Annotated in this window: 23 protein-coding genes and 1 tRNA gene; 20 read left to right on the top strand and 4 right to left on the bottom strand. The window is 53.2% G+C overall.

Annotation, left to right across the window (positions count from 1 at the left end; genetic code table 11):
* Nucleotides 1–9: 9 nt before the first annotated feature.
* Entirely contained in the window at nt 10–423 is a 414-nt protein-coding gene (locus tag ACYVK4_RS22645) for a DUF2147 domain-containing protein (RefSeq protein WP_461129843.1), read from the bottom strand.
* Nucleotides 424–856: 433 nt separating this feature from the next.
* Between ACYVK4_RS22645 and ACYVK4_RS22640 the strand changes: the two genes are divergently transcribed.
* From ACYVK4_RS22640 to ACYVK4_RS22620, 5 genes are all read left to right on the top strand, one after another.
* A complete protein-coding gene (locus tag ACYVK4_RS22640; RefSeq protein ID WP_461129842.1) occupies nt 857–3304 on the top strand; it encodes a TonB-dependent receptor in 2448 nt (815 codons plus the stop codon).
* Nucleotides 3305–3376: 72 nt separating this feature from the next.
* Entirely contained in the window at nt 3377–4279 is a 903-nt protein-coding gene (locus ACYVK4_RS22635) for a DUF4249 domain-containing protein (RefSeq protein ID WP_461129841.1), read from the top strand.
* Nucleotides 4280–4976: 697 nt separating this feature from the next.
* Nucleotides 4977–5294 carry an IS110 family transposase gene (locus ACYVK4_RS22630; RefSeq protein ID WP_461129840.1) on the top strand — a complete coding sequence of 106 codons (318 nt, stop codon included), beginning with the start codon at nt 4977–4979 and terminating at the stop codon, nt 5292–5294.
* The gene (locus ACYVK4_RS22625) at nt 5263–5448 is read left to right on the top strand and encodes a hypothetical protein (RefSeq protein WP_461129839.1); all 186 of its coding nucleotides are present in this window, start codon (nt 5263–5265) and stop codon (nt 5446–5448) included. The genes ACYVK4_RS22630 and ACYVK4_RS22625 overlap by 32 nt, the downstream gene beginning before the upstream one ends.
* Complete coding sequence (locus ACYVK4_RS22620; protein ID WP_461129838.1) at nt 5432–5755, top strand: transposase; 324 nt, start codon at nt 5432–5434, stop codon at nt 5753–5755. Before ACYVK4_RS22625 ends, ACYVK4_RS22620 begins: the two co-directional genes overlap by 17 nt.
* 165 nt (nt 5756–5920) lie before the next feature.
* On the opposite strand, the gene ACYVK4_RS22615 is transcribed toward ACYVK4_RS22620, so the two are convergent.
* Nucleotides 5921–8560 carry a T9SS type A sorting domain-containing protein gene (locus ACYVK4_RS22615; RefSeq protein WP_461129837.1) on the bottom strand — a complete coding sequence of 880 codons (2640 nt, stop codon included), beginning with the start codon at nt 8558–8560 and terminating at the stop codon, nt 5921–5923.
* A 174-nt stretch (nt 8561–8734) separates the two neighbouring features.
* Entirely contained in the window at nt 8735–9142 is a 408-nt protein-coding gene (gene msrB, locus ACYVK4_RS22610; RefSeq protein ID WP_461129836.1) for a peptide-methionine (R)-S-oxide reductase MsrB, read from the bottom strand.
* A 154-nt stretch (nt 9143–9296) separates the two neighbouring features.
* On the opposite strand from msrB, the gene ACYVK4_RS22605 reads away from it, so the two are divergent.
* Entirely contained in the window at nt 9297–11204 is a 1908-nt protein-coding gene (locus tag ACYVK4_RS22605; RefSeq protein ID WP_461129835.1) for a RecQ family ATP-dependent DNA helicase, read from the top strand.
* A 5-nt stretch (nt 11205–11209) separates the two neighbouring features.
* Here the strand turns inward: ACYVK4_RS22605 and ACYVK4_RS22600 are convergent, their stop codons facing one another.
* On the bottom strand, nt 11210–12313 hold the full coding sequence (locus ACYVK4_RS22600) for a C1 family peptidase (protein WP_461129834.1): 1104 nt from the start codon (nt 12311–12313) through the stop codon (nt 11210–11212).
* 318 nt (nt 12314–12631) lie between these two features.
* Between ACYVK4_RS22600 and ACYVK4_RS22595 the strand changes: the two genes are divergently transcribed.
* From ACYVK4_RS22595 to trpB, 14 genes are all read left to right on the top strand, one after another.
* Nucleotides 12632–13102 (top strand): DUF2141 domain-containing protein, encoded by a 471-nt coding sequence (locus ACYVK4_RS22595; RefSeq protein ID WP_461129833.1) that lies wholly within the window; start codon nt 12632–12634, stop codon nt 13100–13102.
* 153 nt (nt 13103–13255) lie between these two features.
* The gene (locus ACYVK4_RS22590; protein WP_461130356.1) at nt 13256–14122 is read left to right on the top strand and encodes an SDR family oxidoreductase; all 867 of its coding nucleotides are present in this window, start codon (nt 13256–13258) and stop codon (nt 14120–14122) included.
* A gap of 144 nt (nt 14123–14266) precedes the next feature.
* Nucleotides 14267–14854, top strand: coding sequence for a gluconate 2-dehydrogenase subunit 3 family protein (locus ACYVK4_RS22585; RefSeq protein WP_461129832.1), 588 nt, complete (start codon nt 14267–14269; stop codon nt 14852–14854).
* Nucleotides 14851–16419: a GMC family oxidoreductase gene (locus ACYVK4_RS22580; protein ID WP_461129831.1), complete on the top strand. Its 1569-nt coding sequence runs from the start codon at nt 14851–14853 to the stop codon at nt 16417–16419. Before ACYVK4_RS22585 ends, ACYVK4_RS22580 begins: the two co-directional genes overlap by 4 nt.
* Nucleotides 16420–16528: 109 nt before the next feature.
* The gene (locus ACYVK4_RS22575; protein ID WP_461129830.1) at nt 16529–17860 is read left to right on the top strand and encodes a family 1 glycosylhydrolase; all 1332 of its coding nucleotides are present in this window, start codon (nt 16529–16531) and stop codon (nt 17858–17860) included.
* Complete coding sequence (locus tag ACYVK4_RS22570; RefSeq protein ID WP_461129829.1) at nt 17860–18627, top strand: alpha/beta fold hydrolase; 768 nt, start codon at nt 17860–17862, stop codon at nt 18625–18627. The genes ACYVK4_RS22575 and ACYVK4_RS22570 overlap by 1 nt, the downstream gene beginning before the upstream one ends.
* Before the next feature lie 45 nt (nt 18628–18672).
* Nucleotides 18673–18746: transfer RNA gene (locus ACYVK4_RS22565), tRNA-Pro, on the top strand.
* A gap of 273 nt (nt 18747–19019) precedes the next feature.
* Nucleotides 19020–20456: an anthranilate synthase component I family protein gene (locus ACYVK4_RS22560; protein WP_461129828.1), complete on the top strand. Its 1437-nt coding sequence runs from the start codon at nt 19020–19022 to the stop codon at nt 20454–20456.
* A 95-nt stretch (nt 20457–20551) separates the two neighbouring features.
* Nucleotides 20552–21118 (top strand): anthranilate synthase component II, encoded by a 567-nt coding sequence (locus ACYVK4_RS22555; protein ID WP_461129827.1) that lies wholly within the window; start codon nt 20552–20554, stop codon nt 21116–21118.
* A gap of 82 nt (nt 21119–21200) precedes the next feature.
* Nucleotides 21201–22187, top strand: a complete 987-nt coding sequence (trpD, locus tag ACYVK4_RS22550; RefSeq protein ID WP_461129826.1) for an anthranilate phosphoribosyltransferase — start codon at nt 21201–21203, stop codon at nt 22185–22187.
* The gene (gene trpC / locus ACYVK4_RS22545; RefSeq protein WP_461129825.1) at nt 22184–22993 is read left to right on the top strand and encodes an indole-3-glycerol phosphate synthase TrpC; all 810 of its coding nucleotides are present in this window, start codon (nt 22184–22186) and stop codon (nt 22991–22993) included. Before trpD ends, trpC begins: the two co-directional genes overlap by 4 nt.
* Before the next feature lie 11 nt (nt 22994–23004).
* A complete protein-coding gene (locus ACYVK4_RS22540) occupies nt 23005–23649 on the top strand; it encodes a phosphoribosylanthranilate isomerase (RefSeq protein WP_461129824.1) in 645 nt (214 codons plus the stop codon).
* Nucleotides 23650–23684: 35 nt separating this feature from the next.
* Nucleotides 23685–24140, top strand: a complete 456-nt coding sequence (locus ACYVK4_RS22535; RefSeq protein WP_461129823.1) for a DUF6934 family protein — start codon at nt 23685–23687, stop codon at nt 24138–24140.
* Nucleotides 24141–24349: 209 nt separating this feature from the next.
* A complete protein-coding gene (trpB, locus tag ACYVK4_RS22530) occupies nt 24350–25549 on the top strand; it encodes a tryptophan synthase subunit beta (protein ID WP_461129822.1) in 1200 nt (399 codons plus the stop codon).
* Nucleotides 25550–25614 lie beyond the last annotated feature (65 nt).

The following is a 25614-nucleotide window of genomic DNA, read 5'->3' as shown; positions in this document are numbered from 1 at the left end:
TGACAGGGACTATTGGCCTGTCTGGCGGGTCATTACAAACGTTTTCCGAAGCAGCTTGATGCCTTTATAGATCGTCACCGTAATGGCGTGGGATTCCTGCATTTCTATTTCCACATTCAGTGAAATACCTGTTTTGGGATGAATTAACCGGCCGCCCGTCCAAAGCTCTCCATTGTACCCCAAGTCACGAATCAGGAGGGTATCTTTCACCAAACCATAGTTTTTTTCACCCGCCTGATCGACTTCGGCCACACGAGCAAAATAGCGGTTCCCTTTCCGGTAAACATCTACGCTGGAACCCTGGGATGGAAACAGCCACCGGCCCACAATTTGATCAGCGGGTGAGTCGGGCGTGGTGGCCGTTAACAGAAAAACGACCAAAACACCAATAAACAATCGGTACCGAGAGAAGACTACCAGCATAAGTAAATGAGTTTTTGGCCGTTAGGCCAGCATTGGCAAAATACACAAAAAGGCACAAATGACCAGCCTGGCAACGTGTTATAAGTACCCTCTTTATATAAGTCCGCTCAGGTCAAATTGTTATCAAAATACAGAATACATACTTTCTGAACGTTGACACAGATTAATCATTGAGCAGCCCCGCCAGGCTATTCTGCTCCGCTATCTTTGTTCCTTCCAGCACCTATACATCCGGGCCAACTTAAATTAAGAACTCGCCTGAACGGCCTGTCACTACGAGCAACGTATTAGTTTTATCCTATTGGCTCTGCCGTTCAGCCTGGTATTTAGATGCTTCATCTATTTTTTATCTGTCCTTAATAGAGCCGTACGTACTTTTGTGTCAGCAACCTGAAACCACTATCGTGTGGATAAGTCGCTTATAGAAATCGCAATGAAACACACTATACCTAGTTGGCTATGCGGCCTTCTGCTTTTTTTTATACCGCTGCAAGCCATTAAAGCCCAGACATCATCAGCAACAAATAGTATTGGCAACACACCGGAGAAGGGCGGTCGAGCAGCAGCCCTGACTGTTAGCGGTTACATAAAGGATGCCGGCAACGGCGAAGGACTCATTGGCGTGTCGGTCTATGTGAAAGAGACGGGCACCGGAGCCGTAACCAACAGCTACGGATTTTATGCCGTTACGCTGCCATCGGGAAATTACAATCTGGTCATTAGTTATGTTGGCTACGCACGACAGACGAAAACGGTAGAGCTGATCGATCGGAACGTACGCCTTGACCTCGAGCTGAGCCAGGAAGGCAAGCAGCTTCAGGAGGTAGTGGTATCGTCGAAGCGCGAAGACGATAACGTCAAAAACATTGAGATGAGTGTTAACCGCATCGATGTGAAAACGCTGCAACGGATTCCGGCTCTGCTGGGCGAAGTCGACGTGATTCGGAGCATCCAGCTGCTGCCCGGCGTATCGACCGTGGGCGAAGGCGCTACGGGTTTCAACGTACGCGGAGGAAGCATCGATCAGAACCTGGTGTTGCTGGACGAAGCGCCCGTCTACAACTCCTCACACCTGTTCGGTTTTTTCTCGGTATTCAATCCCGATGCCGTAAAAGATGTAAAGCTGATAAAAGGGGGTATTCCGGCCAATTACGGCGGACGTATTGCGTCTATTCTGGATGTACGCCTGAAAGAGGGCAACGCCAAGAAACCCGAATTAAACGGCGGCATTGGCCTTATATTCAGCCGGTTATCATACGAGCGACCGCTATTTAAGGGCAAAGGTTCATTCATTGTGGCGGCCCGCCGGTCGTATGCCGACGTGCTGGCCCAGCCGTTCCTGACCGGCGACCTGAAAGGGGCCAAGTTTTACTTCTACGACCTTACGGCGAAAGGTAATTACCGCATCAACGATAAAAACACCGTGTTTCTGTCGGGTTATCTGGGTCGCGATGTGTTCGGGTCCGACTTCGGTTTTAACTGGGGCAACACCACGCTGTCGGCCCGCTGGAACCACGTTTTCAGCGACCGTCTTTTCCTGAACACAACGGCGTATTACAGCAATTACGATTACTCCCTGAACTCCGATCTGAAAGGGAAACGCCCCAACGACTTTTTTCGGACCGATTCCCGTATTGTCGACTACAGCCTGAAGCCGGACTTCTCGCTATTTCTGGGCAAAAATACCATCACGTTTGGCGGTCAGGTCATCGCGCATGATTTTCAGCCCGGTACCGCAACAGCCGCCAGCTCGGGCAGCGTCCGGACGTTTGGTATAGCCAGCAAGCGGGCTATGGAAGCCGCTCTTTATGTGGGCAATGAGCAGCAGATTACCCCAAAACTCCAGCTGCAATACGGCCTTCGCTATTCGCTATTTAACTATGTTGGGCAGGGCGAAGCGTACACCTTCCGGACAGACGTGCCGCTAGGCAGCCGCCGTGAGGTGATTACTACCGTAGGGTATCGGGGCGGAGAGGTGATCAAGACCTATGGCAACTGGGAGCCCCGTTTTTCGACCAAACTGGATTTGTCGGATAATAGCTCCCTGAAATTGAGTTATAACCGAATGGCACAGTACATCCACCTGGTTTCCAACACAACCGCGTCGACACCACTGGACATCTGGACACCCTCGACCAACAACATCAAACCGCAGATTGCCGATCAGGTGGCCGGGGGGTATTTCAAGAACTTCGGCGGCACCAGCGGCAAGGGCAGCGAATACGAAGCCTCGGTAGAGGTCTATTACAAATGGCTGCAAAATCAGATCGACTACATCGACGGAGCCAGCCTGATCCTGAACAAGTACCTGGAAGGTGATTTGCTGAGCGGCAAAGGACGCGCTTACGGTGCTGAATTTTACGTGAAACGCAACACAGGCGTCGTAAACGGCTGGGTGAGCTACACACTGGCGAAGACCGAGCGGCAGGTAGACGGGATCAACAACAATAACTGGTATCCAACGCGCTTCGACAAGCGGCACACGCTGACAACGGTACTGCTGCTCGATCCACCCAACGCCAAACGCTGGAATTTCTCGGCCACCTTCACGCTGGCCAGTGGAACACCCGGCACCTTTCCCACCAATCGCTTTGAGTACCAGGGCTACGTAGTGCCGCAGAATACCGATAATGCCCGGAACAACTACCGCATTCCGGCCTACCACCGGCTCGATCTGGCCGCTACCTTACAGGGGCGCAAACGGCCGGGCAAGCGGAAAGACGATAACTGGGTATTCTCGGTTTATAACGTCTACGCCCGTAAGAACCCGTTTTCCGTGTATTTCCAACCGAACGCCGATAATCCGCGCGTAACGGAAGCCATTCGCTATTCAGTTTTCGCGACCGCCATTCCGTCTGTAACGTATAATTTCAAATTTTAGTCGTGCTGACCGTGCTGGTCGGCCGAGATACAGATATAGCTAAACACCCGACCGCTGCGGTCGGCACTACCTATGCAACGATACATTCTTCTTTTTCTATTTTTAGCGGGTATTATTGCCCTTAACGGGTGTACGACGGTGATCGATGCCAAGCTGGATACAGGTCCAACCCAGCTTTCGGTGGATGGTACCCTGACCGACTTGCCCGGCCCGCAAACCATCCGGCTCACTCAAACAGCGGCTTATTTCGACAATAGCCCGCCAACGCCCGCTACCAGTGCCACCGTCACGGTTTCGGATAATACCGGGAAGACGTATCCCTTTACGGACCCCGATAACGACGGGTACTATGTTTGGCAGCCTTCAGCTAAGGACACGCTGGGGCGTGTTGGCCGGACTTACCAGCTTACCATCGCTTATCAGGGAGAAACCTACCAGGCCAATACGAAAATGAACCGCGTACCACCCATCGACTCCATCATTTTCACCAAGCGGAAGTTAAGCCCCTTTTCCCAGACAGAAGGGTACCGGGCCGAACTTTATGCAACCGATATACCCGGAGCCACCGACTACTACCGAATCCGCTTCTCCCGAAACGGCGAGTTGCAGAATAAGCCGGGCAATATCATTACTTCGCAGGATGGTGGCTTCCGGGGAGCCGGTAACGTTACGGACGGGCTGGTATTTATAGCGCCCATCCGGCGATCTATCAATCCCGACAGTTTGTACAATATGAACGACGTCGTGAAAGTAGATCTTGAGTCGATTACGCTGGCGGACTTTGATTTTTGGCAGTCATTACGAACGCAGATCACCAATGGGGGCCTGTTTGCCACGCCTTCGGTCAATCTGCCTACCAACATCATCAATACCAAAGCAAACGGTCGAAAAGCAACCGGCTTCTTTATCACCTCGGCCGTTCGGAGTAAAACCGTGGCCGTTACCGATGCCAACATTCGGGTGCGGGCAGATTAATTATGGTTTATACCTGAATATTGACTGTATGTATGTTAAATTGAGGCTATTAAACAAGTTTAAAACTTTTTTTTAACCACAGAGACGGTCCGCCGTTGCGGCACAAAGCGCACAGAGGTTGATGAGGTAACTTTTTGCCCCATCAACCTCTGTGCGCTTTGTGCCGCAACGGCCTTTAGGTTTGTAGGCCAGTAAGATTCCAAGATTGGGTAGCTTACAGGAATGATAAACAGAGCGGGCTACCCTATCGCAGCGGCAAGGTTAGCGGCCTATGGTCCGATTTAGGACCCGCCCTGTCTTGACTTGCAAAGGTTCATATAGAAATGTGGGACACCAGGCCCGTTAGCAAGGTATTGAACTGCGATGCAAGCACTTCATTACTCACCCCTAAATTAATGTGGCTCATGCACATTCGCTATTTTATTGCGGGGCCGCCCGTGCGGTGTTGATATCGCCAAAGCTACTTTAGATTGGGCCGTGTATGATGGCCAAAAAATGGTACTTCAAACCAGCACCGCCAACTCGGTACTCGGCATCAAGACTGTTCTGCGGTTGCTTAAAAGCTTACCAGGCTGGCAACCTCAACAGGCTGTTTTCTGCATGGAGCACACGGGTATTTACAACGCTCACTTGCTTGATTTTCTACACAAACTTCATTTACCCATTTGGTTAGACGGGGCCGCCCGTGCGGTCCTCTTTGCAAATCAAAAAAGCGGGGGGGCTGCAACGAGGGAAGACTGACTCAATTGATGCCCAGCGTATTGCTGAGTATGCATTTCGCTTTCGCGATCAGCTTCGCCTATGGGAGCCGCCCCGTCATGTCATACAACAGTTAGCGTTGTTAAGTGCTGCTCGTCAGCGGCTTATCAGCGTTTACAATCAGTTGGCAGTTCCCTTACTCGAACAACAGAGTTTCATTGATCCCACTTTGCAAAAGCAAAGCCGCAAGACTTGTCACGCTTCGCTAATCGCCCTGGAAAAAGATGGCACCGGCCACCCGGCGCAAAGCGGTTGATAAGGCTATCGATGCTTTGATCAAAGCCGATCCATGTCTGAGTCAGCTCTTTGACCTGATCACCTCGGTTCCTGGTATCGGCACGGCTACGGCAACCGAAATCGTTCTTGCCACCGCACGGGCGGCCCCGCAACGAGATGAAGACCATTACTGACCCTAAAAAAATGGCATGCCATGCTGGAGTAGCCCCTTTCAGCTACCAGTCGGGTAGTAGTGTTCGCGGGAGGCCTGGCGTAAGTCATCACGCCCGTAAGCGTCTCAAAAGTTTATTTCACTTAGCGGCAATGACAGCTATTCGTCTAAAGGGTGAGTTGCAAGATTATTATCAACGCAAAGTAGCTGAGGGCAAAAACAAAATGCTCATTCTTAACGCGGTTCGCAATAAGCTAATCCACCGAATTTATGCTGTGGTGACGAGAGGTGAAAAATATGATAAAACTTATGTCTTATCCCTTGCATAGAACATAGAAATCGGACCGTCTCTGTGGTTAAAAAAATGATCAACTAGCTTACGTATAAGCTAAATTTTGATCAAGCTAGCCCATTATTCACGTGGTTTTAGAAACGATAAAGCCGTGCCACGATGACAACTGTAGCACGGCTTTATCCTATCTGAACACGGTACCTTATTTCATTAGCATTATCTTTCGGGTCAGCACGGCATCGCCAGCCGTCACTTGAAGAAAATACAGGCCCGATGCCAACTGGCCGAGGTCCAGCTGTTCGTTCAGGGTTTGGCCACTCACTTTTATCGCCTGCTGACGAAGTACTTGTCCTGTTGGCCCGAGTATCGTCAGTTGAGCCGAAGCAACACGGGTTGGCAGGCTGGCCTCCAGACGCATCAGCCCGTTTATCGCTGGGTTAGGATACACGTTGAGCGTTCCGGCGCTGGCGGGTTCCGTAGCCAGCACCAACGGGGCGGCAGGGGCCTGAATGCGCAGGTTATCAATTGCCCAACCCCAGCCATAGGCCAGTTGATCGGCCACCAGCCGGAAGCGAATCAACAGCTGATCACCCGCCCGAAACAGGGTTTTCTGATTCAGAAGCGGTATATCGCGATGCCGATACAAAGCCGGAACACCGGCCCGCGTTGAGTTTCGCTCACCAAAGGACCCGGCAGCGTACGTGCTGGCAAAAGCACTTTGCCAGTCGGGCTTATCGGCCGAACTGTAGGGATCGAGCAGCGGTTTCCAGGTCACTCCCTTATCGGCAGAGCCTTCTACTACCACATAATCATAGAAATTTCTATCGCCGAGCTTGCTGCCAGCCGCGCCCGGTTCAACCAGCACGATCTCATCGAATCGGACAACGGCGCTATCGGGATTTGCCTTGATTCGGATGGGCGACAGGAGAACGTACTCCGAACTGCGCTGACTCCGAAAATCAGCGCCATTGCGGTATGGGTGCTCCGAGTGAATGGCCGGGTCACTAAACCCAGTGGGAGTCGCTATCCCAAAGCCCGTACCGACAAAATCCGCTGCGGTTGTGCCATCACTGAACGTATTGATGTACTGATCGCGAACGGCCCGCTGCGCCACCACATTGAGTTCATAAAAACCGGACGATGGACTAATGGTCTGGTTTCTGGCTTTTGACGAATCACTGGCCACGATCCGGTAGGTGATCTTATCCCCCACAGCCAGCGAATTGGCCGGAAATTCAACCCGACCTACGAAGACGCTGTCATACGTAATGTTGTCGACTGTCTGGCGGCTGTAGCGCAAGGGCCGGTTGGGCTGTGCCACACCGTTTATCCGGTAATCCAGATAGGCGGCACTGAGGCTACTTCGGTCATCGATAATTCGGGCGTAAATAGGGAGGCTATCGGCCACTGCCGTTGAAAAAATCGTGTTTTTTATGGGGTTATACAGAATGAGCGGGGGCGTTCTGTCTGGCCCGATCGTTATGTGATGCCAGGTCTGGGCTCCATCCATCAGCTTTCCCGGATTGGTGAACGTACGTCCCGAAGCATCCTGAGCCTGAAAATAATACCAGACATCGCCCTGTGCCTGGGCCGCTGGCAGTACATATCGATAGGTGTCTGTTGACCCTATCCGGCTGGGCGACACGGCAGTAGCCGCCGTATCCTTGGCCGTTGGGGCTGTTTTCCGATAAAATAACCGGACTGAATTGGCCGTCAGGCTTGTATCGCTCATTACCCGAACGCTAAAGGCATAGTCGGTTACCTCTTCAACATTGCGAACGGGCTGATGGAGCATGGAGGTCGTTCGCCACTCCATATCCGACAGAAAGGCCAGCACCAGCGGGCCGGGGTCATGGATCGACTCACCCCTCGCCAGTTGGGGAGTCATGAGTGAGTTGATACTCCCGGCCGTATACAGATCCTCATCCAGGTGATAAATACTGGTGGCCCTGTTAAACTGAGCTTTGGCATGCAGCCTGATCTTTTGCAGCGTTGTCCGGTACAAAACGCTGCCATTTAAAAACAGGTCGCCCCCCGTTAACTGGCGGTTTAGCGGTATGGAATTATTGGGGTACTCAGCCTGAGACGTTACCAGCCGCTTTCGCTGGCCATTCTCAATAAAATGGTCGTAGACCGATGGCAGATCGGCCAGGTATTGACCATCGCTCTGATCGCCTTTATCACTCTTCACGTTGAAGAACCCGATGAACCCCAACCCATGCGCCAGTTCATGGAGAACGGCTGTCACCAGATCGGTTTGGTCTTTGGGCGTTTTTCCATCGGTGCCATAGTACCAGTCATTGTTTCGGTTGAAGTCAGCGATAATATCCGGGTCGTTGGCATTGTTCAGCTGGCGCCGGGCGATTTTTTCGGCCAGGGCTACCGGGTAAAAGGCCCGCGTCTTCTGGCAGCCGTCGAAGCTATACTGGTACGAAGCAGGCCCGGCCGAACCGAGTACGTTAGGCTCCTGCGAAACCCAGTTGGCCTGAATGCGGATAGGCACCGACGACACGATCAGCGTCGACCAGATATCGACCGCGTACTGAAATGCGCGTTGAGCTTCGGGCGTAAAGTTTTTATAGGTAACGATAAACTGGGCCGTAGGGGCCATGGGCCGGGCGTTGGGGAGCTTGCCTGCCAGAAAAACAGCAGGTGCGGCAATCCGCGACTCAACAGCAGAACCCGTTGCGTAATAACTAACTTTTGAGCCGGGCAATGATAGACTGGCCGGTTTTGTCAGGGAGTTGTCCGGTATAGCCAGTCCCGGTTGCTGTGCCAGTAGACCATTGGTGCATACAAACGTCATGGCCAGTGCCAACCTCAACCTATTCCAGTAATTCATATACGTGCCGACGTAGAGCCGTTGAATGAGCACAATCCCTTCATGATGGGCGAGCGCAATGTTTCAGGCCAAAGTGCTGGATGACCATACAAAAAGGCCGTTTTTTAGTAAAACGGCCTAAAATACGACAAGAAAACGATTGCCCGATGCGCTGTCTACCCAACAAAACAGAACTTATTCGGTGGCAGCAGCCCGCTTTAATACCAGCGAGACCGAGTTCAGGCAGTAGCGAAGGCCACCAGGAGGAGGTCCGTCGTTAAACACATGACCCAGGTGCGCATCACAAACGTTGCACAGTACTTCTACCCGCGTCATGCCGTAGCTATAATCTTTTTCGAGCCGGATACGCTCTTCCTCGATGGGCTCCGTAAAACTGGGCCAGCCCGTTCCCGACTCAAACTTGGTGGTCGACTCGAACAGCTCCGTACCACAGCATACACAGGCATACAGGCCGGGGTCGTGCGCTTCGCAGTACTCACCCGAAAACGCCCGCTCGGTTCCTTTACCGCGAGCCACCCGATATTGCTCGGGCGTGAGCAGCTGCCGCCACTCGTCATCCGACTTAATAACTTTCTGAATCATAGTCCTATTCGTTACTATTCACCTCTTTGTTTATAAAGGTAAACCCCATACTCAACCAATTTGTCTTTTCCCCGCCGTAAATTTGCAGCGTTGCGGGCTAATAGTTAGCCCAAACCTTTTATACATGAATTCTTAACCGTACCGAATCAACACATTGACCACCCGGCAGATTTTACAGCAGTTTTGGGGTTACAACACCTTCCGGCCCATGCAGGAAGATGTGGTCAATACGGTATTGGCCCGTCAGGATTGTCTTGTTCTAATGCCCACCGGCGGGGGCAAGTCGATCTGCTTTCAGGTGCCTACACTAGCCATGAAAGGGGTATGCATTGTGGTGACGCCCCTTATTGCGCTCATGAAAGATCAGGTGGAGCAACTGCGCAAACGGGGTATTCCGGCAGCAGCTATCTACTCCGGCATGCACCACCGCGAGATCGACACCGCCCTCGACAACTGCATTTACGGCAACACCAAATTCCTGTACGTCTCGCCCGAACGGCTGCGTACTGAAATCGTCATTGAGCGGGTGAAGCAGATGACCGTCTGCCTGATCGCCGTCGATGAAGCACACTGTATATCGGCCTGGGGATACGACTTCCGGCCGCCTTATCTGCAAATCGCCGAGTTTAGGGAGCTTATTCCCGACACGCCGGTGATTGCCCTGACCGCGTCGGCCACGCCCGACGTGCAAACCGATATTGTTGAGAAACTGGCCTTACGCAAGCCGGAAGTTTTCAGGCAATCCTTTGCGCGGGCCAACCTGTCGTATTCGGCGGTGTTGGAAGAGAACAAAGACGCGCGGCTCCTGCGGGTGCTGCAAAATGTGCCGGGCTGCGCCATTGTATACGTCCGAAGCCGTAAGCAAACCCAGAACATTGCCCAGTGGCTTGTTCGGCAGGGCATTTCGGCGGATTTCTACCACGCGGGTCTGACCACCCAGCAGCGGGCTGAGAAACAGGACGCCTGGATTCAGGATCGAACGCGGGTAGTGGTAGCAACCAATGCCTTCGGGATGGGCATCGACAAACCCGATGTTCGGGTGGTGGTGCATCTGGACGTGCCCGACTCGCTCGAAGCGTATTATCAGGAAGCGGGCCGGGCCGGGCGCGATGGGCAGAAAGCGTATGCCGTAATGTTTTACACCAACGGCGATCTGGAGAATTTACGCTTCCGAACCGAGCAGTTGTATCAGCCCGTCGAGATGCTGCGTCGGGTATATCAGGCCATTGCCAACTATACGGCGGTGCCAGTGGGCGGGGGCGAATTCGTCAGTTATGATTTTGACCTCGGCGCTTTCACCAATACTTTCAACCTCCCGGCGCAGGAAACCCATTACGCCCTCAAACAGCTTCAGCTGGAAGGATTCATTCAACTGAATGAGAATTATTACCATCCGTCCCGGCTGGCTATCGTGCTGGATAACCGTCAGTTGTATGAGTTTCAGGTGCTCAATCCTCGTTTCGACTCGTTCCTGAAACTGCTGCTGCGGATTTACGGGGGCGAACTATTCACCGACTTTATTACCATTTCGGAGTCGACACTGGCGCGGGCCTTCCTACTGAACCAACCCGAAATTGAGGAGTTACTGGAGCAGCTGCACCAGCGCAATGTAGTTATTTACGAAAAGCAGAAAGACAAGCCCCAGCTAACGTTTCTAACACCCCGGATGGATGCCCGTTCGCTGCCCGTCAACGTTCAGGAGCTGAACCGGCGCAAAGAGCTGGCCATGCGGAAAGTGCAGGCCGCCATCCTTTATACTGAACATCCCACCCAGTGCCGCACCCGGCTGCTGCAAGCGTATTTCGGCGAGAAGACCGACGAACGCTGCGGCATCTGCGATAACTGCATCAAGAAAAAGAAAACGGCCGAAGCGGCTTTGTCGGCCGTTCGCGAGCAGGTACGTGACTACGTCGCATTGGCCAACGGGCCGGGGGTGTCGCCCAAGCAGCTCTCGCATTATTTTGCGCAAACTGATGCCGACACCCTCGCCCAAACCGTCAAGCAGATGCTGGCCGAAGAAGAAATCCAGTATAACAAAAACGGCAACCTGACGCTAAAATAGCGGTCTTACTCCTCGTCCTCGTCGGCAAATTCGTACTCTTCATCAACGGCCCATTCGTTGCAGAACTCATCGAGCGCTTCCAGTAGCTCGTCTTCGTCATATTCGGAGTTGAGCTCCATGCCCGTCACGTACAGTAGCCCCTCATCCTCTTCGTCTTCCTCGTAGTCGAAATAGAAATTGTTTTCATCTCCAACCCACTCGACGCAGAATTCGGCCAGAGCAGTTGTGAACTCATCCACATCCTCCACCCGAATGGTCAGGTCAGCGACATAGAGGGTACCCTCTTCGGCAAATTCCGACTCTTCGCTGTCATCCCAAACACCCTCGCTGAAGTCGAGACTATCGACGCCTTTGATCACCCATGAATCATGGCCGTTAAAATCGTCGTGCATCACGTAGCTGTAGGGTATGTAGCAGTAGCCCTCCTGCCCCCACGCCGGCCCCCACGAATTGCGGACAATGAATCGCTCGTCGGGGTCGGAATAGCCAACACACAGCATGGCATGCCAGCCGTGGGTTTTCCGAACGTTATCGGATTTGCGGGGCATGGGCACCCGGCCTTTGTTGGTGGTAGCCTCATCAAACGAGTCGAAGGTGTTCAGGGCAAACGCGATGGGGTAGCCCTCGGCCAGCTTGTGTTTCCAGAGGTTAAGATCTGTTTCGACATATTCCGATTCAGTAATGCAGAAGTTGCCTGCCTGTTCGTAGGCATCGGAGTCAGGTTCGCTGGTTATGTTGTCCTCGTCGTTCGGCCAGAGGTCTTCGGCGCAGGCACCGTACTCGATCAGCCCCTGGATGGCATACTCCATCTCCGAACCGCAGTCGTCGTCGCAGCAATCGTCGTAATAGCGGGCGTTGTAATAGATGAACAACCGGCTCACATCGGCCGACTCCCCGAGTTCGCGCTTGGCCAGATATTCATACGCACCCGCCATCGCATTGGCCACGCAGCTATTACCAACCTGCTCTTCAACGTCGGTCAGGTGTTCGCGAAGGTCAACTTTGGAAGGGAGTTCTTTTTTGGAGAATCGGCCGACTTTGGCACGTTTCGCTTTGCCGGGGCCGCGACCGGGGCGATAGCCGCCGATGCGTTCGTTACGAGGCTTCATGAAAATTTTTAGTTACGGAAAGGTGGGTACAATATTAGAGGATTTACGGCAAACCGATGAAATGCTGATTCCCGTGACTTTCAGAAGCAATCGTGCCCTGGCGACCCCTTAAAATCATACGGCGGTCATATTGACTTTAAAAATCAGCGTTCTGTTTGCTTCCCAAACGCCCCAAAACAAGGCTCATTCGTCCCTGAGTTTGTCATTTGTACCACAGTTGTGCTGTTCGCCCCTTTCATTTGAGGAATGTAGAAAGTACCTCTATGTTTGTGCTGTCGAACAACCGGCAGCTACAAAAAACCTTAGCACAATACAACGATGAAAACGATCATTATTACCCTCCTGACCATCGCCTTATTTCTCGGAAACCTTGCCCGGCCCTGTTTGGCTCAACAGACTGCCCCCGCTACGACGACATCTGCAACCGGCGCTACGTATAAACTCACGATTGTGATTTCGGGAATAGAGAAACATAGCGGTAAGCTCTATGTGGGGCTGGCCAACAGCAGCGAAACGTTCAACGGTGAATCGGCAAAGACGTTAACTGCCGATGTACCCGCTTCGGGCGATGTCACCCTGACCTTCGAAGGGATGGCAGCAGGACGCTATGCCGTTCGGGTTTATCAGGACTTGAACGACAATAAGAAAATGGATTTTTCGGGACAGATGCCCGCCGAACCGTTTGGTTTCTCGAACGTGACCATGCTCATGGGCCCACCCACCTTCGACCAGTGCGCCTTTACCCTGGACGGGAACAAAACAATTCAAGTGGGTATGATGAGTTTGTAACCACATATTCATTACGCCCCATTCTTACCCGCCAAAAGCCTCCCGTTCAAGAGGCTTTTTTTTGTGGCTTAACAAAAACGGTAAACGTCCGTTTATTCCAACATGCCCAAGCCAGCCACCAACCTGGCAGAAAGCATCCGACTCAACGATCTTATGGAAACAACTGAATTTCGGCCGGACTCAAAAGAGATTCCCGGTCAGCAACTCCCCTACCCGGCCCGACAGTCGGACATGAACCCCGCCCCCGACAGCGATCTATCCAACTACAAACCCGCCGGTAAACTCACCGACAAAGTAGCCATCATCACCGGGGCCGACTCAGGCATTGGGCGGGCGGTGGCCATTGCCTTTGCCATGGAAGGAGCCGACGTCGCCATTGTTTACAACGAAAACACCGACGATGCCAAATACACGAAGCGCATGGTCGAGAGCAAAGGCCGCTCGTGTCTGGTCATTCAGGCCGATGTTCGCAGTTCAGCCGCCTGCAAAGACGCCGTTCAGCAAACAGTCGACAAATATGGCAAACTGAATATACTGGTCAACAACGCGGCTTTTCAGATGGCACAGGAAAAACTGGAAGACATCACTGAAGAGCAGCTCCGGCGCACCTTCGACACCAACATTCTGGCGTATTTTTTCATGGCGCAAGCCGCCCTGCCGCACCTGCACGAAGGCGATGCCATTGTCAATACGGGCAGCATTGTCGGGATTGTAGGCAACCCAATTCTGGTCGACTACACGGCAACAAAAGGCGCCATTCATGCCTTTACTAAGTCGCTGGCGATTCAGCTGGGCAAGCGTAATATACGGGTTAACTGCGTAGCGCCCGGCCCTGTCTGGACGCCCAACATTCCTGCCACCATGCCCGAAGACGAAGTCAAAAACTTTGGTCACGAAGTGGCCCTTGCTCGCCCCGGTCAACCCGAAGAACTGGCCCCCGCTTATGTGCTACTGGCCTCCGGTGAAGGCAGCTTCATGACAGGCAGCATTGTGGAAGTAACAGGGGGTAAATTAGGGTAAAACGTACCCACGGGCTTCAGCCCGTGTTTGCTCAATCTATAAAATAAACACGGGCTGAAGCCCGTGGGTACGTTCAGACACACTCACTGCGTCAGCGAATGCTGACTTATAAAAAGGCACGGGTAAATACCCGCGCCAACTCACATGATCCACTACCCACCCCGTACGGTGCGTGACCTGCTCAAGACCGATCAGGTCACGGAGGCCACGCGTCAGGTACTGACGGAGCGATTAGACGCCCCATCGCACCCGCCGACATTTTTTACGACTCAGGAATACAACTTCCTGCAGGCTATTTGCAGGCGGCTCATTCTCCAGGACGACAACGATCAACCAATTGACATTGCGGGCAATATTGACAAACGACTGAGCCAGCAAAAATCCGATGGCTGGCGCTATGATGTTATGCCCGCCGACGGTGATGCTTATAAGCTCGGACTGAAAGCCATCGACGAAAGTGCCGTGATATTGTTTCAGCAGCCCTTTCAAAGCCTATCAACCGATCAGCAGGACGATCTTCTTGGCGCCGTTCAAAAGAATGAGGCACCGGGCCCAATCTGGCAGCAACTCCCCGCCGACCGCTTTTTCGAGGAATTATTGACCGAAGCAACCGAGAATTATTACAGCCATCCCCTCGCTCAGGAAGAAATTGGCTATGTCGGCATGGCCGATGTGCCGGGCTGGCAACGCATTGGCTTAAATCAACTGGAAGACCGTGAACCCACGTTATGAAAACGTATTCAACTACAGAAACCGTTGACGCGGTCATTATTGGTACCGGAGCCGGTGGGGCCCCTCTGCTGGCCCGACTTGCCAAAGCAGGACTGAGCGTCGTGGCCCTCGAAGCGGGTAAACAATGGAATCCGGCACATGACTTCGCCACCGACGAAAAAGCGCAGGAGAAACTGTTCTGGAACGACGAACGGCTCAGCGCGGGCCACGACCCCCTGCCCTTCGGCAGCAACAACTCCGGCACCGGCGTAGGGGGTTCAACCCTGCATTACACAGCCTACACCCCCCGTGCTCAACCCGATGATTTTCAACTCCATACCGATTTCGGTGTTGGCGTCGACTGGCCGTTTGGCTTTGATCAGCTTGAGCCGTATTACGAAGAGGTCGAGCAGTTTCTGGGCGTTTCCGGCCCTTCCGCTTATCCCTGGGGGCCATCCCGCAAACGTTCCTATGCACTTGGACCCTTGCCTGTTAACGGGGCTGGTCAGTTGATGGAACGCGGCTGTAAATCATTGGGCATCAAAACATCTCCGGCGGCCAATGCGGCTCTGTCGGCGGGGTATTATCAGGAAGGCGTTGGGCACCGGCCCGCCTGTGCGAATCGGGGATTCTGTCAGGCGGGGTGCAACATCGGTGCGAAAGCCAGTATGGACGTTACCTACCTGCCACTAGCCGTTCATTACGGAGCCGAAATCCGCCCGGAATGCTTCGTTACGCAGTTGGTGAAATCATCGTCCGGCAAAATCAGTGAAGTCGTTTACATCCATAACGGGCAGGAAGTCCGGCAACGCTGCCGGTATGTGTTCCTTTGCGCAGGTACGATTGAAACCGCGCGTCTGCTGTTGTTGAACAAATTAGCCAACAGCAGCGGTCAGGTGGGCCGAAACGTAATGGCGCACCCCGGCCTGCAAATCTGGGGCGAATTTGAGGAGGATGTGCGCCCATACAAAGGCATACCCGGCGCGTTGATCTCAGAAGATACGCATCGTCCGAAAGACCATACCGGCGGGCCGGTCGATTTTGCGGGTGGCTATCTGCTTCAGTCCATCGGTGTGATGCCTGTTACGTACATGACCCAAATGGCACGGGGCCGGGGTTTGTGGGGGCAGGCCTTGAAGCAGGCGGCACTGGCTTACAACCATGTGGCGGGGATCAACATCCTCGGCGATTGCCTGCCTTACGACCACAATTATCTCGAATTATCGGACGAAAAAGACATCCGTGGCTTACCCAAACCACGTATCTACTTCACCAACGGCGAAAACGAGAAAAAGATGACCGCTCATGCCGACAAGATCATGCGTGACATCTGGACCGCTGCGGGCGCGAAAAACATTTGGGCTTTCCAGCGAAACGCCCACGTGATTGGCACCTGCCGCATGGGCAACGACCCCGAAACAGCCGTCGTCAACGCCAACGGTCAATCGTTCGATATTCCGAATCTATACATCAGTGACAACTCGACGTTTCCCAGTGCTTTGAGCGTAAACCCCGCTCTGACGATCATGGCGGTAGCGCTGAGAACGGCGGATATATTTTTAAAGAGTGAACGAGCGAAAGAGTAAACGTGCGGTTGGCTGGGCTAACTCACTGCCTGCCTGCTTATTCTATACTTTTCTCGCTCTTTTGCTCTTTCGCTCCGCTTCGGCGGTCTAATTTCACTCTTTGATACCTATGAGCTTTCTAAAAATAATAAAGAAAAAATACGGCGACGGCAATTATGACGGCGACCAGTTTGGTGGGGCCGGTGGTCACGACGGAAGCGGCCCACCGCAAAACAACCCCTCTAACTTCATGTTCGCTACGGGTATCGAATGCTCCTATCCCACGATTCAGAAGGGAAAAGTGCGCCGGGATCTGCTGCGCGAATGCGGCCATTACGACCGCTGGAAAGAAGACCTGGGGCTTGTGAAAGAGATGGGCCTGAACGTTCTCCGTTATGGTCTCCCTTACTACAGCATCCATCAGGCACCGGGAAAATTCGACTGGAGCTTTGCGGATGATGTCATGCGTGAAATCAAGCGGCTGAAAATTACGCCCATCCTGGACCTGATGCATTTCGGCGTTCCCGACTGGCTTGAGAACTTTCAGAATCCTGAGTTACCCATTCATTTTGCCGATTACGCGGCCGCCGTTGCCGACCGATACCCGTGGGTGCGCTTTTACACGCCGGTCAATGAGATTTATGTGACCGCTCGCATCAGCGCGAAAGATGGCGTCTGGAATGAGCAGCTCAAAACCGATAAAGGCTTTGTTACGGCCCTTAAACACTGTGCGGCTGCCAGCATTATGGCCAACCAGCAGATTGCCAAACGCCGGAACGACTGTGTGATTGTGCAGAGCGAGAGTGCTGAATATACCCACGAGCTGTGTGCCAAACCGTCGCCCCAGATTACCCTGGAAAATGAACTTCGCTTTCTGTCGCTGGACTTGCTGTATGCCAACGCACCATCGGCAACGGTGGGTATGTATCTGATGGACAACGGCATGAGCCGAGAAGAGTACAACTGGTTTATGGCGGGCAAACCGCCGGGCTACCAGATCATGGGGAACGACTATTACGGCCGGAATGAGCGCATCCGATTAGCGGATGGTACGATTCAGACATCCATGGATGTATTGGGCTGGTATGAAATCACGAAAGACTATTACGAGCGTTACCGCATGCCGGTCATGCACACCGAAACTAACGTATTCGAGGCTGACCAGGCCCCTATCTGGCTGAATAAACAGTGGGTTGGCGTGATGAAAATGCGTCGGGATGGTGTTCCGGTGCTGGGCTTTACGTGGTATAGCCTGATTGACCAGATTGACTGGGATTCGCAGTTGGGCGAGCTGAACAACAACGTGAACGAATGCGGTTTGTACGACCTCGACCGGAAACCACGACCCGTAGCGCAGGCCTATAAAAACCTGCTCAAGGAATTTGGTCAGATTACCATCGTCCCCCACGGCGAAGTACTTGAACTAACCGACCGGCCCGCCCGGCTTAAAGTTCAGGTCTGATGAAACACGCTGTCAACGGTATTTCCCTGAATGTGCTGGAACAGGGGAGCGGCTCGCTAACGCTGATTTTTTTACACTACTTCGGCGGGTCGGCGCTGGAATGGGCGTCGGTAATAAGCCAGCTTTCGGACCAGTACCGGTGTCTGGCCGTCGATCTGCGCGGGCATGGCGACTCAGATGCTCCGGCAGCAGGCTACTCGGTCGATACCATGGCCGACGATCTTTCGGCATTGATCGATTCACTTGATGTCCAGGAATTTGTGCTGGTCGGGCATTCGATGAGCGGCAAGGTGGCGCTGGCTTTGGCCGCCCGACAGCCCGCCGGACTTCGGGCGTTGGTGCTGGTTTCGCCCTCGCCCCCCGTGCCGGAGCCTATCCCCGACGATGAGCGCGAAAAGCTGCTGACGGGACATGGCAAGCGGTCATCGGCCGAAAAAACGCTGAAGAACATCACCGAAGCGCCTGTTTCGGAAGCCGTTCGGGAGCAGATCATCGCGGATGATCTTCGAACCGCCAAACCAGCCTGGGAGGCATGGTTGCAAGCGGGCAGTAAAGAAGATATTTCGGACAGAATGCAGTCGATCAACGTTCCGGTTCATATCATCGTTGGCCAGGAAGACCGGGCCTTACCGCCTGATGTGCAGGAGAGAATGGTTTTACCTGATCTGAAAAACGCTTCGTTCGATACAATAGCGAAAGCCGGGCACCTGCTGCCGTGGGAGGTACCAAACGAACTGGCAACTTTTATTCAGAAAAAAATACCCTAGTCTTGTTCGGGACAAAACAAAGGTTTTATATTTGTGGCCGCAAGGCGGGGTGTAGCGCAGCCTGGTAGCGCGCTACGTTCGGGACGTAGAGGTCGTGGGTTCGAATCCCGCCACCCCGACACCAAAATAAGTAAGGTAGTGCGCTGGGGTTAGGAAGTGGAGATCGTGGCCGGGTCGCCGTCGCGATTCGAATCCTGCGGGGCCGCCAAGGCCACCCCGACACAAGAAAGAAAAAGTAAAAGACATGAATACTTCGGTTAACAACATGATTTGGTGGTGGCACTCTTCTCAACAGGGATGAGGTTGCCGCTATTGTTGTTTACCAACACATATACAAAGGCTCACCGTCATCCCGGTGAGCCTTATTTTTTTGCCTATAACCACAGAAGCCAATGCCAACCCTCACAGCCCCAACCACCTACCGAGTTGTCAGCCGCCACAAGCGGATGCTGGCCGACATTATTACGCCCGTTAGCATTTACCTGCGCATCCGCGACCGGTTCCTGAACAGCATTTTGCTCGAAAGCTCGGATTACCACGGCAACGACAACAGCTTTTCGTACATCGCCTTCGATCCTGTCGCCAGCTTTTCGTACGATCTGGGCCAGTTGACGGTTCGGATGCCGGGCGAAGAAGAGCAGACGAGTCCGGTAGCGGAACCCGATATGCTCGATGCACTTCAGCAGTTCAAAGACAGCTTCCAGCACGAGAAAGCGCCGTTCCCGTTCATCACCAACGGGCTGTTCGGTTATTTTGGGTATCCGGCCGTACAAAGTTTCGAAGACATCTCGCTGCACGCACCCGTGCCGACGGAGAACCAGATTCCGGCCGCCGTTTTCACGGTCTACCGCTATGTATTGGCGATAAACCACTTCAAAGACGAGCTGTTTTTGTTTGAACACAGCTACTTGCGCGAGGGCGAAACCGAAGCCGACAGCACGCTGGAGTACATCAGCGATCTGATTACCGGCCGCAATTACCCCACCTACTCGTTCAACTCGGCCGGGGCGGAGCAGTCGAATTTCACGGATGATGAGTTCCGGGCGGTTATTCAGAAAGGGAAAGACCATTGCCAGCGGGGCGACGTGTTCCAGATCGTGTTATCCCGCCGGTTCTCCACGCCTTTCCTCGGCGACGAGTTCAATGTATACCGCGCCCTTCGCTCGTTGAATCCCTCCCCTTACCTGTTCTATTTCGATTACGGCAACTACAAACTCTTCGGCTCCTCGCCCGAATCGCAGATTGTTGTTAAAAATCGCAAAGCAACCATCTACCCCATTGCCGGAACCTTCCGACGTACCGGCGATGATATTCACGATGCCGAACTAGCCCAGAAGCTCTACGACGACCCCAAAGAATCGGCCGAACACGTAATGCTGGTCGACCTGGCCCGCAACGACCTGAGTCGCAACTGCGACGTGGTGAAGGTCGAGACCTTCAAGGAGGTGCAGTATTACTCACATGTCATCCACCTTGTTTCGAAAGTCGTGGGCGACCTGACCGAAACCGCCGACCCGCTCCAGATCGTGGCTGAAACCTTCCCGGCCGGAACGCTTTCGGGTGCCCCCAAGCACAACGCCATGCAGTTGATCGACCGGTACGAGAATATCAGCCGCAGTTTCTACGCGGGCAGCATCGGCTACATGGGTTTCGATGGTGAGTTTAACCACTGCATCATGATCCGGACGTTTATGAGTAAAGACAATACGCTTTATTATCAGGCCGGTGCCGGTGTGGTGGCCAAATCAGTCGTCGAAAGCGAATTACAGGAAGTACACAATAAACTGGCCGCGCTGAGAACGGCCATCGAACAAGCGAAAACCATTTAAAAAGGAGAATGGAGGAAAGGGACGAAGGGGAAAAGGGAGTGTATTCATTAGCACCCTTTCTCCCGTTCCTCCTTCCTCCCTCTCCTCCCCTTTTTATGAAACTCCTGGTATTAGATAACTACGATTCATTCACCTACAACCTCGTGTATATTCTGCGCGAGTTGGGGCACCGGCCTGATGTGATCCGGAATGATAAAATCGCCCTCGATGCCGTTGGGCAGTACGACAAAATTATGCTGTCGCCGGGGCCGGGTATCCCGTCCGAAGCAGGTATCATGCAGGATCTTGTCGCTGAATACGGGCCGACGAAGAGCATTCTGGGCATTTGCCTGGGGCATCAGGGCATCGGCGAAGTGTACGGCGCATCGCTGGAAAACCTGGGCGATGTACTGCATGGCGTTGGCCATAAAGCGACCGTTACGGACCGCTCGGAACGGCTCTTCGCGGGCATCCCCGACGAGCTGACCGTGGGCCGATACCACTCCTGGACCGTTGTTCCCGATTCGATGCCGGCCGATCTGCGCACCACGGCTGTCGACGAACAGGGCCGCGTCATGGGTTTGTCGCACATACGCTTCGATGTCAAAGGTCTGCAATTTCACCCCGAATCGGTACTGACCGAAAACGGCGTGAAGATGCTGGAGAATTGGTTGTCGATTTGATGTCTGGGCCAAGCTCCAGCTTGGCCACTGAATGGAAAATTTTACAAGGGCCAAGCTGGAGCTTGGCCCAGACAGAACCACAATGAAAGCCATTCTAAATCACTTATTTGAATACAAACACCTCACCAAGGACCAGGCGCGGGAGGTGTTGCTGGGCATTGGCCGGGGCGAGTACAACCTCGCGCAGATTGCCTCGTTCCTGACCGTATACATGATGCGGAGCCTGCGACTGGAAGAGCTGGAAGGTTTCCGCGACGCCATGCTGGAACTGTGCCTACCCGTCGACCTCGACGCCTACGACCCCATGGACCTTTGCGGCACCGGGGGCGATGGTAAGGATACGTTCAACATCTCGACGCTTTCCTCATTTGTGGTGGCTGGTGCCGGACAATGCGTGGCCAAGCACGGGAATCATGGTGTGTCGTCGCTGGTGGGTTCATCAACGGTGATGGAACGGCTCGGGTATCAGTTTACCAACGATGTGGGCGAGTTGCAGCGCAAGATGGAAACGGTGGGGATTTGCTTTTTGCATGCTCCATTGTTTCACCCGGCCATGAAGAACGTAGCGCCTATCCGTCGGGATTTGGGTGTCAAAACATTTTTCAATGTGCTGGGGCCGATGATCAACCCCGCAAAGCCTGCCAAACAGCTCGTTGGCGTGTTTAATCTTGAATTGGCGCGATTATATGCGTACCTTTATCAGCAAACCGATAAGCGGTTTATGATTCTGCACGCCCTCGACGGGTACGATGAAATTTCGCTAACGGGCGCTTTCAAGGTCATCAGCAACAAGACCGAGCAAGTGCTTGAACCAGAAGACTTAGGCTTAGACATTCAAACGGCCGAATCACTGGCTGGCGGGCACACATTGGACGAGTCGGCGCAGATATTTTTGAACGTACTGAACAACGAATCCACGTCGGCACAAAAGCAGGCCGTGTTAGCCAACTCCGCGATGGCGCTGCTGGCCGCCGGTAAGGCCGACACCCGCGAAGACGCCGTTGCCATGGCACGCGAGTCGCTGGAGAGTAAACGGGCGTTGGCGTGTTTTAAGAAGTTAATAGCATGACCATTCTTGACCAGATAATTGCCCAGAAGCGCATCGAAGTAGACGAGCGCAAAGCCGCCACCACCATTCAGGCGCTGGAACAAATGCCCGACTTCAAACGGGAAACCCTGTCGGCACGGGATGCCATTCAGGAGTTGCGCTCGACGGGCATCATTGCCGAGTTCAAACGGAAGTCCCCCTCCAAAGGGATTATCAACGACCGGGCCGACGTAGCGACCACTACGCAGGGCTACGTAAAAGCCGGTGCTGCCGTGTTATCAGTGTTGACCGATGAACCCTTTTTTGGGGGCACGCTCAATGATCTACAAGCCGCTCGACTCGCCAACCCCGGCACGCCGATTCTGCGGAAGGATTTCATCGTTGACCGGTACCAGCTTCTCGAAGCCAAAGCCTGGGGAGCGGATGTTGTGTTGCTCATTGCGGCCTGCCTGACACCCGAAGAAATTACCGAACTCAGTATGCAGGCCCACGACCTGAGTCTGCAGGTGTTGCTGGAAGTACACGACGAGGAAGAGCTCGACCGCTCGCTGAACTACAACATCGACCTGGTGGGCGTCAATAACCGCGACCTCAAAACGTTTACGACCTCCATCGAAACGTCGCTGCGGCTGATTGAGAAAATTCCGGACACCTTTGCCAAGATCACCGAAAGCGGGCTGCACGATGCGGATACCATGCTGACGCTGTTCCGGGCGGGCTTCGACGGGTTCCTGATTGGCGAAGCTTTCATGAAAACGGACGACCCAGCCAAAGCCTTAGCCAACTTAGTAACCCAATACTCCATCAATAACACACTAACTCTTTAACTTGTACAACCATGAAAATCAAAGTGTGCGGTCTGCGTGATGCCGACAACCTGAAAGAGATTGCCGCCCTTGGTCCTGATTTTGTAGGCTTCATCTTCTACGACCAGTCCCCACGCTTTGTTGGCGAAGAGTTAGATGCTGATGTGGTCAAGTCGCTGCCCCGCTCGATTCGGAAGGTAGGCGTTTTCGTGAATGCCAGCCCGGATCTGATTCTGCGGTCGGTCAAGAAGTACGATTTTCAGTATGTACAACTGCATGGCAACGAAACGCCGGAATACTGCCGGAGCCTGCGTAACCGGGGCATCAACATCATCAAAGCGTTCCGGGTCGATGAGTCGTTCAACTTCTCCATGCTGAATAACTATAAAGCCCAGTGCGACTTTTTCCTGTTCGATGCCAAAGGCGAACAGCCCGGCGGCAACGGACACACCTTCGACTGGAGCATTTTGAGCCGCTACGACAACGAAAAACCGTTTTTCATCAGTGGCGGCATCGGCCTCGACAACCTCGACCAGTTAGCTGCGCTGAAAGGCATGAAGCTGTACGGCGTCGACGTAAACAGCCAGGTCGAAACATCGCCGGGGGTGAAAGACGTAGAAAAAGTGAAGGAACTCATTAACCGGTTGCGGCCTATTGAGGAAGAGGAAACGGCGTAAGGCAACTAATTTCATTCGCAGGTATATTTGCACCTATGAATGAGCCAGCCTATCCGTTTGATGTGTCCAACGATGCACTAAACTACCAGTTCACTAGCGTAGGTAAAGAGCATACCATTTCAAAGCGTATTCAATTTACGCCTTTTCCGGACAATGCCCTACTGTACAATCTAGCGTTGGGTGATGTAATGCCTGATGGTAATTTGGATGATTCAATTATTAGTAATAATCAAGATTTGAATCGAGTGATGGCAACGGTATTTCGGGCAATACTGTCTTTTTTTGACCGATACCCATCAAAATTGGTCTACTTTCAAGGAAGCGATGAAGCCGGAATTCGAACGCGACTTTATAGAGTATTAATTACGCGCGAACTTGATAAAGCAACTGAACTGTTCACGATTTATGGATGCGATGCAAGTAAATCCATTGAAGAGTTTACGCCTAATCGTGATTACACAGGATTTATCTTTCAACGAAGAACAAGTTGATCATGGAGCATACAAAGAAACAAGAGCGCAACAAAAAGAATGTAGCAACTAAAAGATCAGTTGGTCGATACCGCTCAATGGACGAATTGTCAGCCGCCAAAATGGAGTCGGCTAAAGATTTCGTTACCAACCTCGACATGACGCTTTTCAAGAAAAACGGGCACGTTGAATAACTCTTAGTACGCTTCAAACCGCGTCAAAAACTAATCATGCAAACCACTCTTGAACCACAAACCTCTTTCGAGGTATCAAATAAAGGCTTTTACGGCCACTTCGGTGGAGCGTTCATTCCTGAAATGCTCTACCCTAATGTCGAAGAGTTACGGCAGAACTACCTGAACATCATCGCCGATCCGGCGTTTCAGGCGGAGTTCTGGCAGTTGCTCGAAGAATATGTTGGTCGGCCAACACCCCTGTTTCTGGCGAAGCGTCTGTCGGCGCATATCGGGGCTACGATTTACCTCAAGCGCGAGGACCTTTGCCATACGGGTGCCCACAAGATCAACAATACCATTGGTCAGATTCTGGTGGCGCAGCGGCTGGGCAAGAAACGCATCGTGGCCGAAACGGGTGCCGGTCAGCATGGCGTGGCCACCGCTACGGTTTGCGCCCTGATGGGACTGGAGTGCATTGTGTACATGGGCAGCATCGACATGGAACGGCAGAAACCCAACGTTGACCGGATGCGGATGCTGGGGGCTAAGGTTGTACCAGCCACGTCGGGCAGCCAGACGCTCAAGGACGCCACCAACGAAGCCATGCGCCACTGGATCAATAACCCCGTCGACACGCACTATATCATCGGTTCGGTGGTGGGGCCTCACCCCTATCCGGATATGGTAGCGCGGTTCCAGTCGGTTATTTCCGAAGAAGTGAAAAAGCAGTTGTTCGCTAAAACAGGCAGCGAAAACCCCGATTACATGGTCGCCTGCGTAGGTGGTGGCAGCAATGCCGCCGGTGCCTTCTATCATTACCTGAATGAGCCAACCGTACGGCTGGTAGCGGCCGAAGCCGCTGGTCAGGGCATCAGCACGGGACACTCGGCCGCGACAACGGCGCTGGGTAAACCCGGTGTGTTGCACGGAAGCCGCACGATTCTGATGCAAACCGAAGATGGTCAGGTAACGGAGCCATATTCGATCTCGGCGGGTCTGGACTATCCGGGTATCGGACCGCTCCACGCGCACCTGTTCGAATCGGGCCGGGGCGACTTCTACGCCATTACCGACGACGAAGCCCTACAAGCTGGTTTCCAGCTCAGCAAACTCGAAGGAATCATTCCAGCACTGGAAACTGCTCACGCGCTGGCCGCTCTGGAAAAAATGAACCTCAACGCCGACGATGTAGTGGTGGTTTGCCTCTCCGGTCGTGGCGATAAAGATCTAAGCACGTATTCGAAATTTTTGTAGCCTGTACAACGGAAAGGTTTTCCGTTGTACAGGCTAACGTTTGTAGAGATAAATTAGCCTAACGG

Source organism: Spirosoma aerophilum (assembly GCF_054782495.1).
Note: the sequence above shows the minus strand (reverse complement) of the source record. Positions and strands in the feature narration are given on the sequence as shown.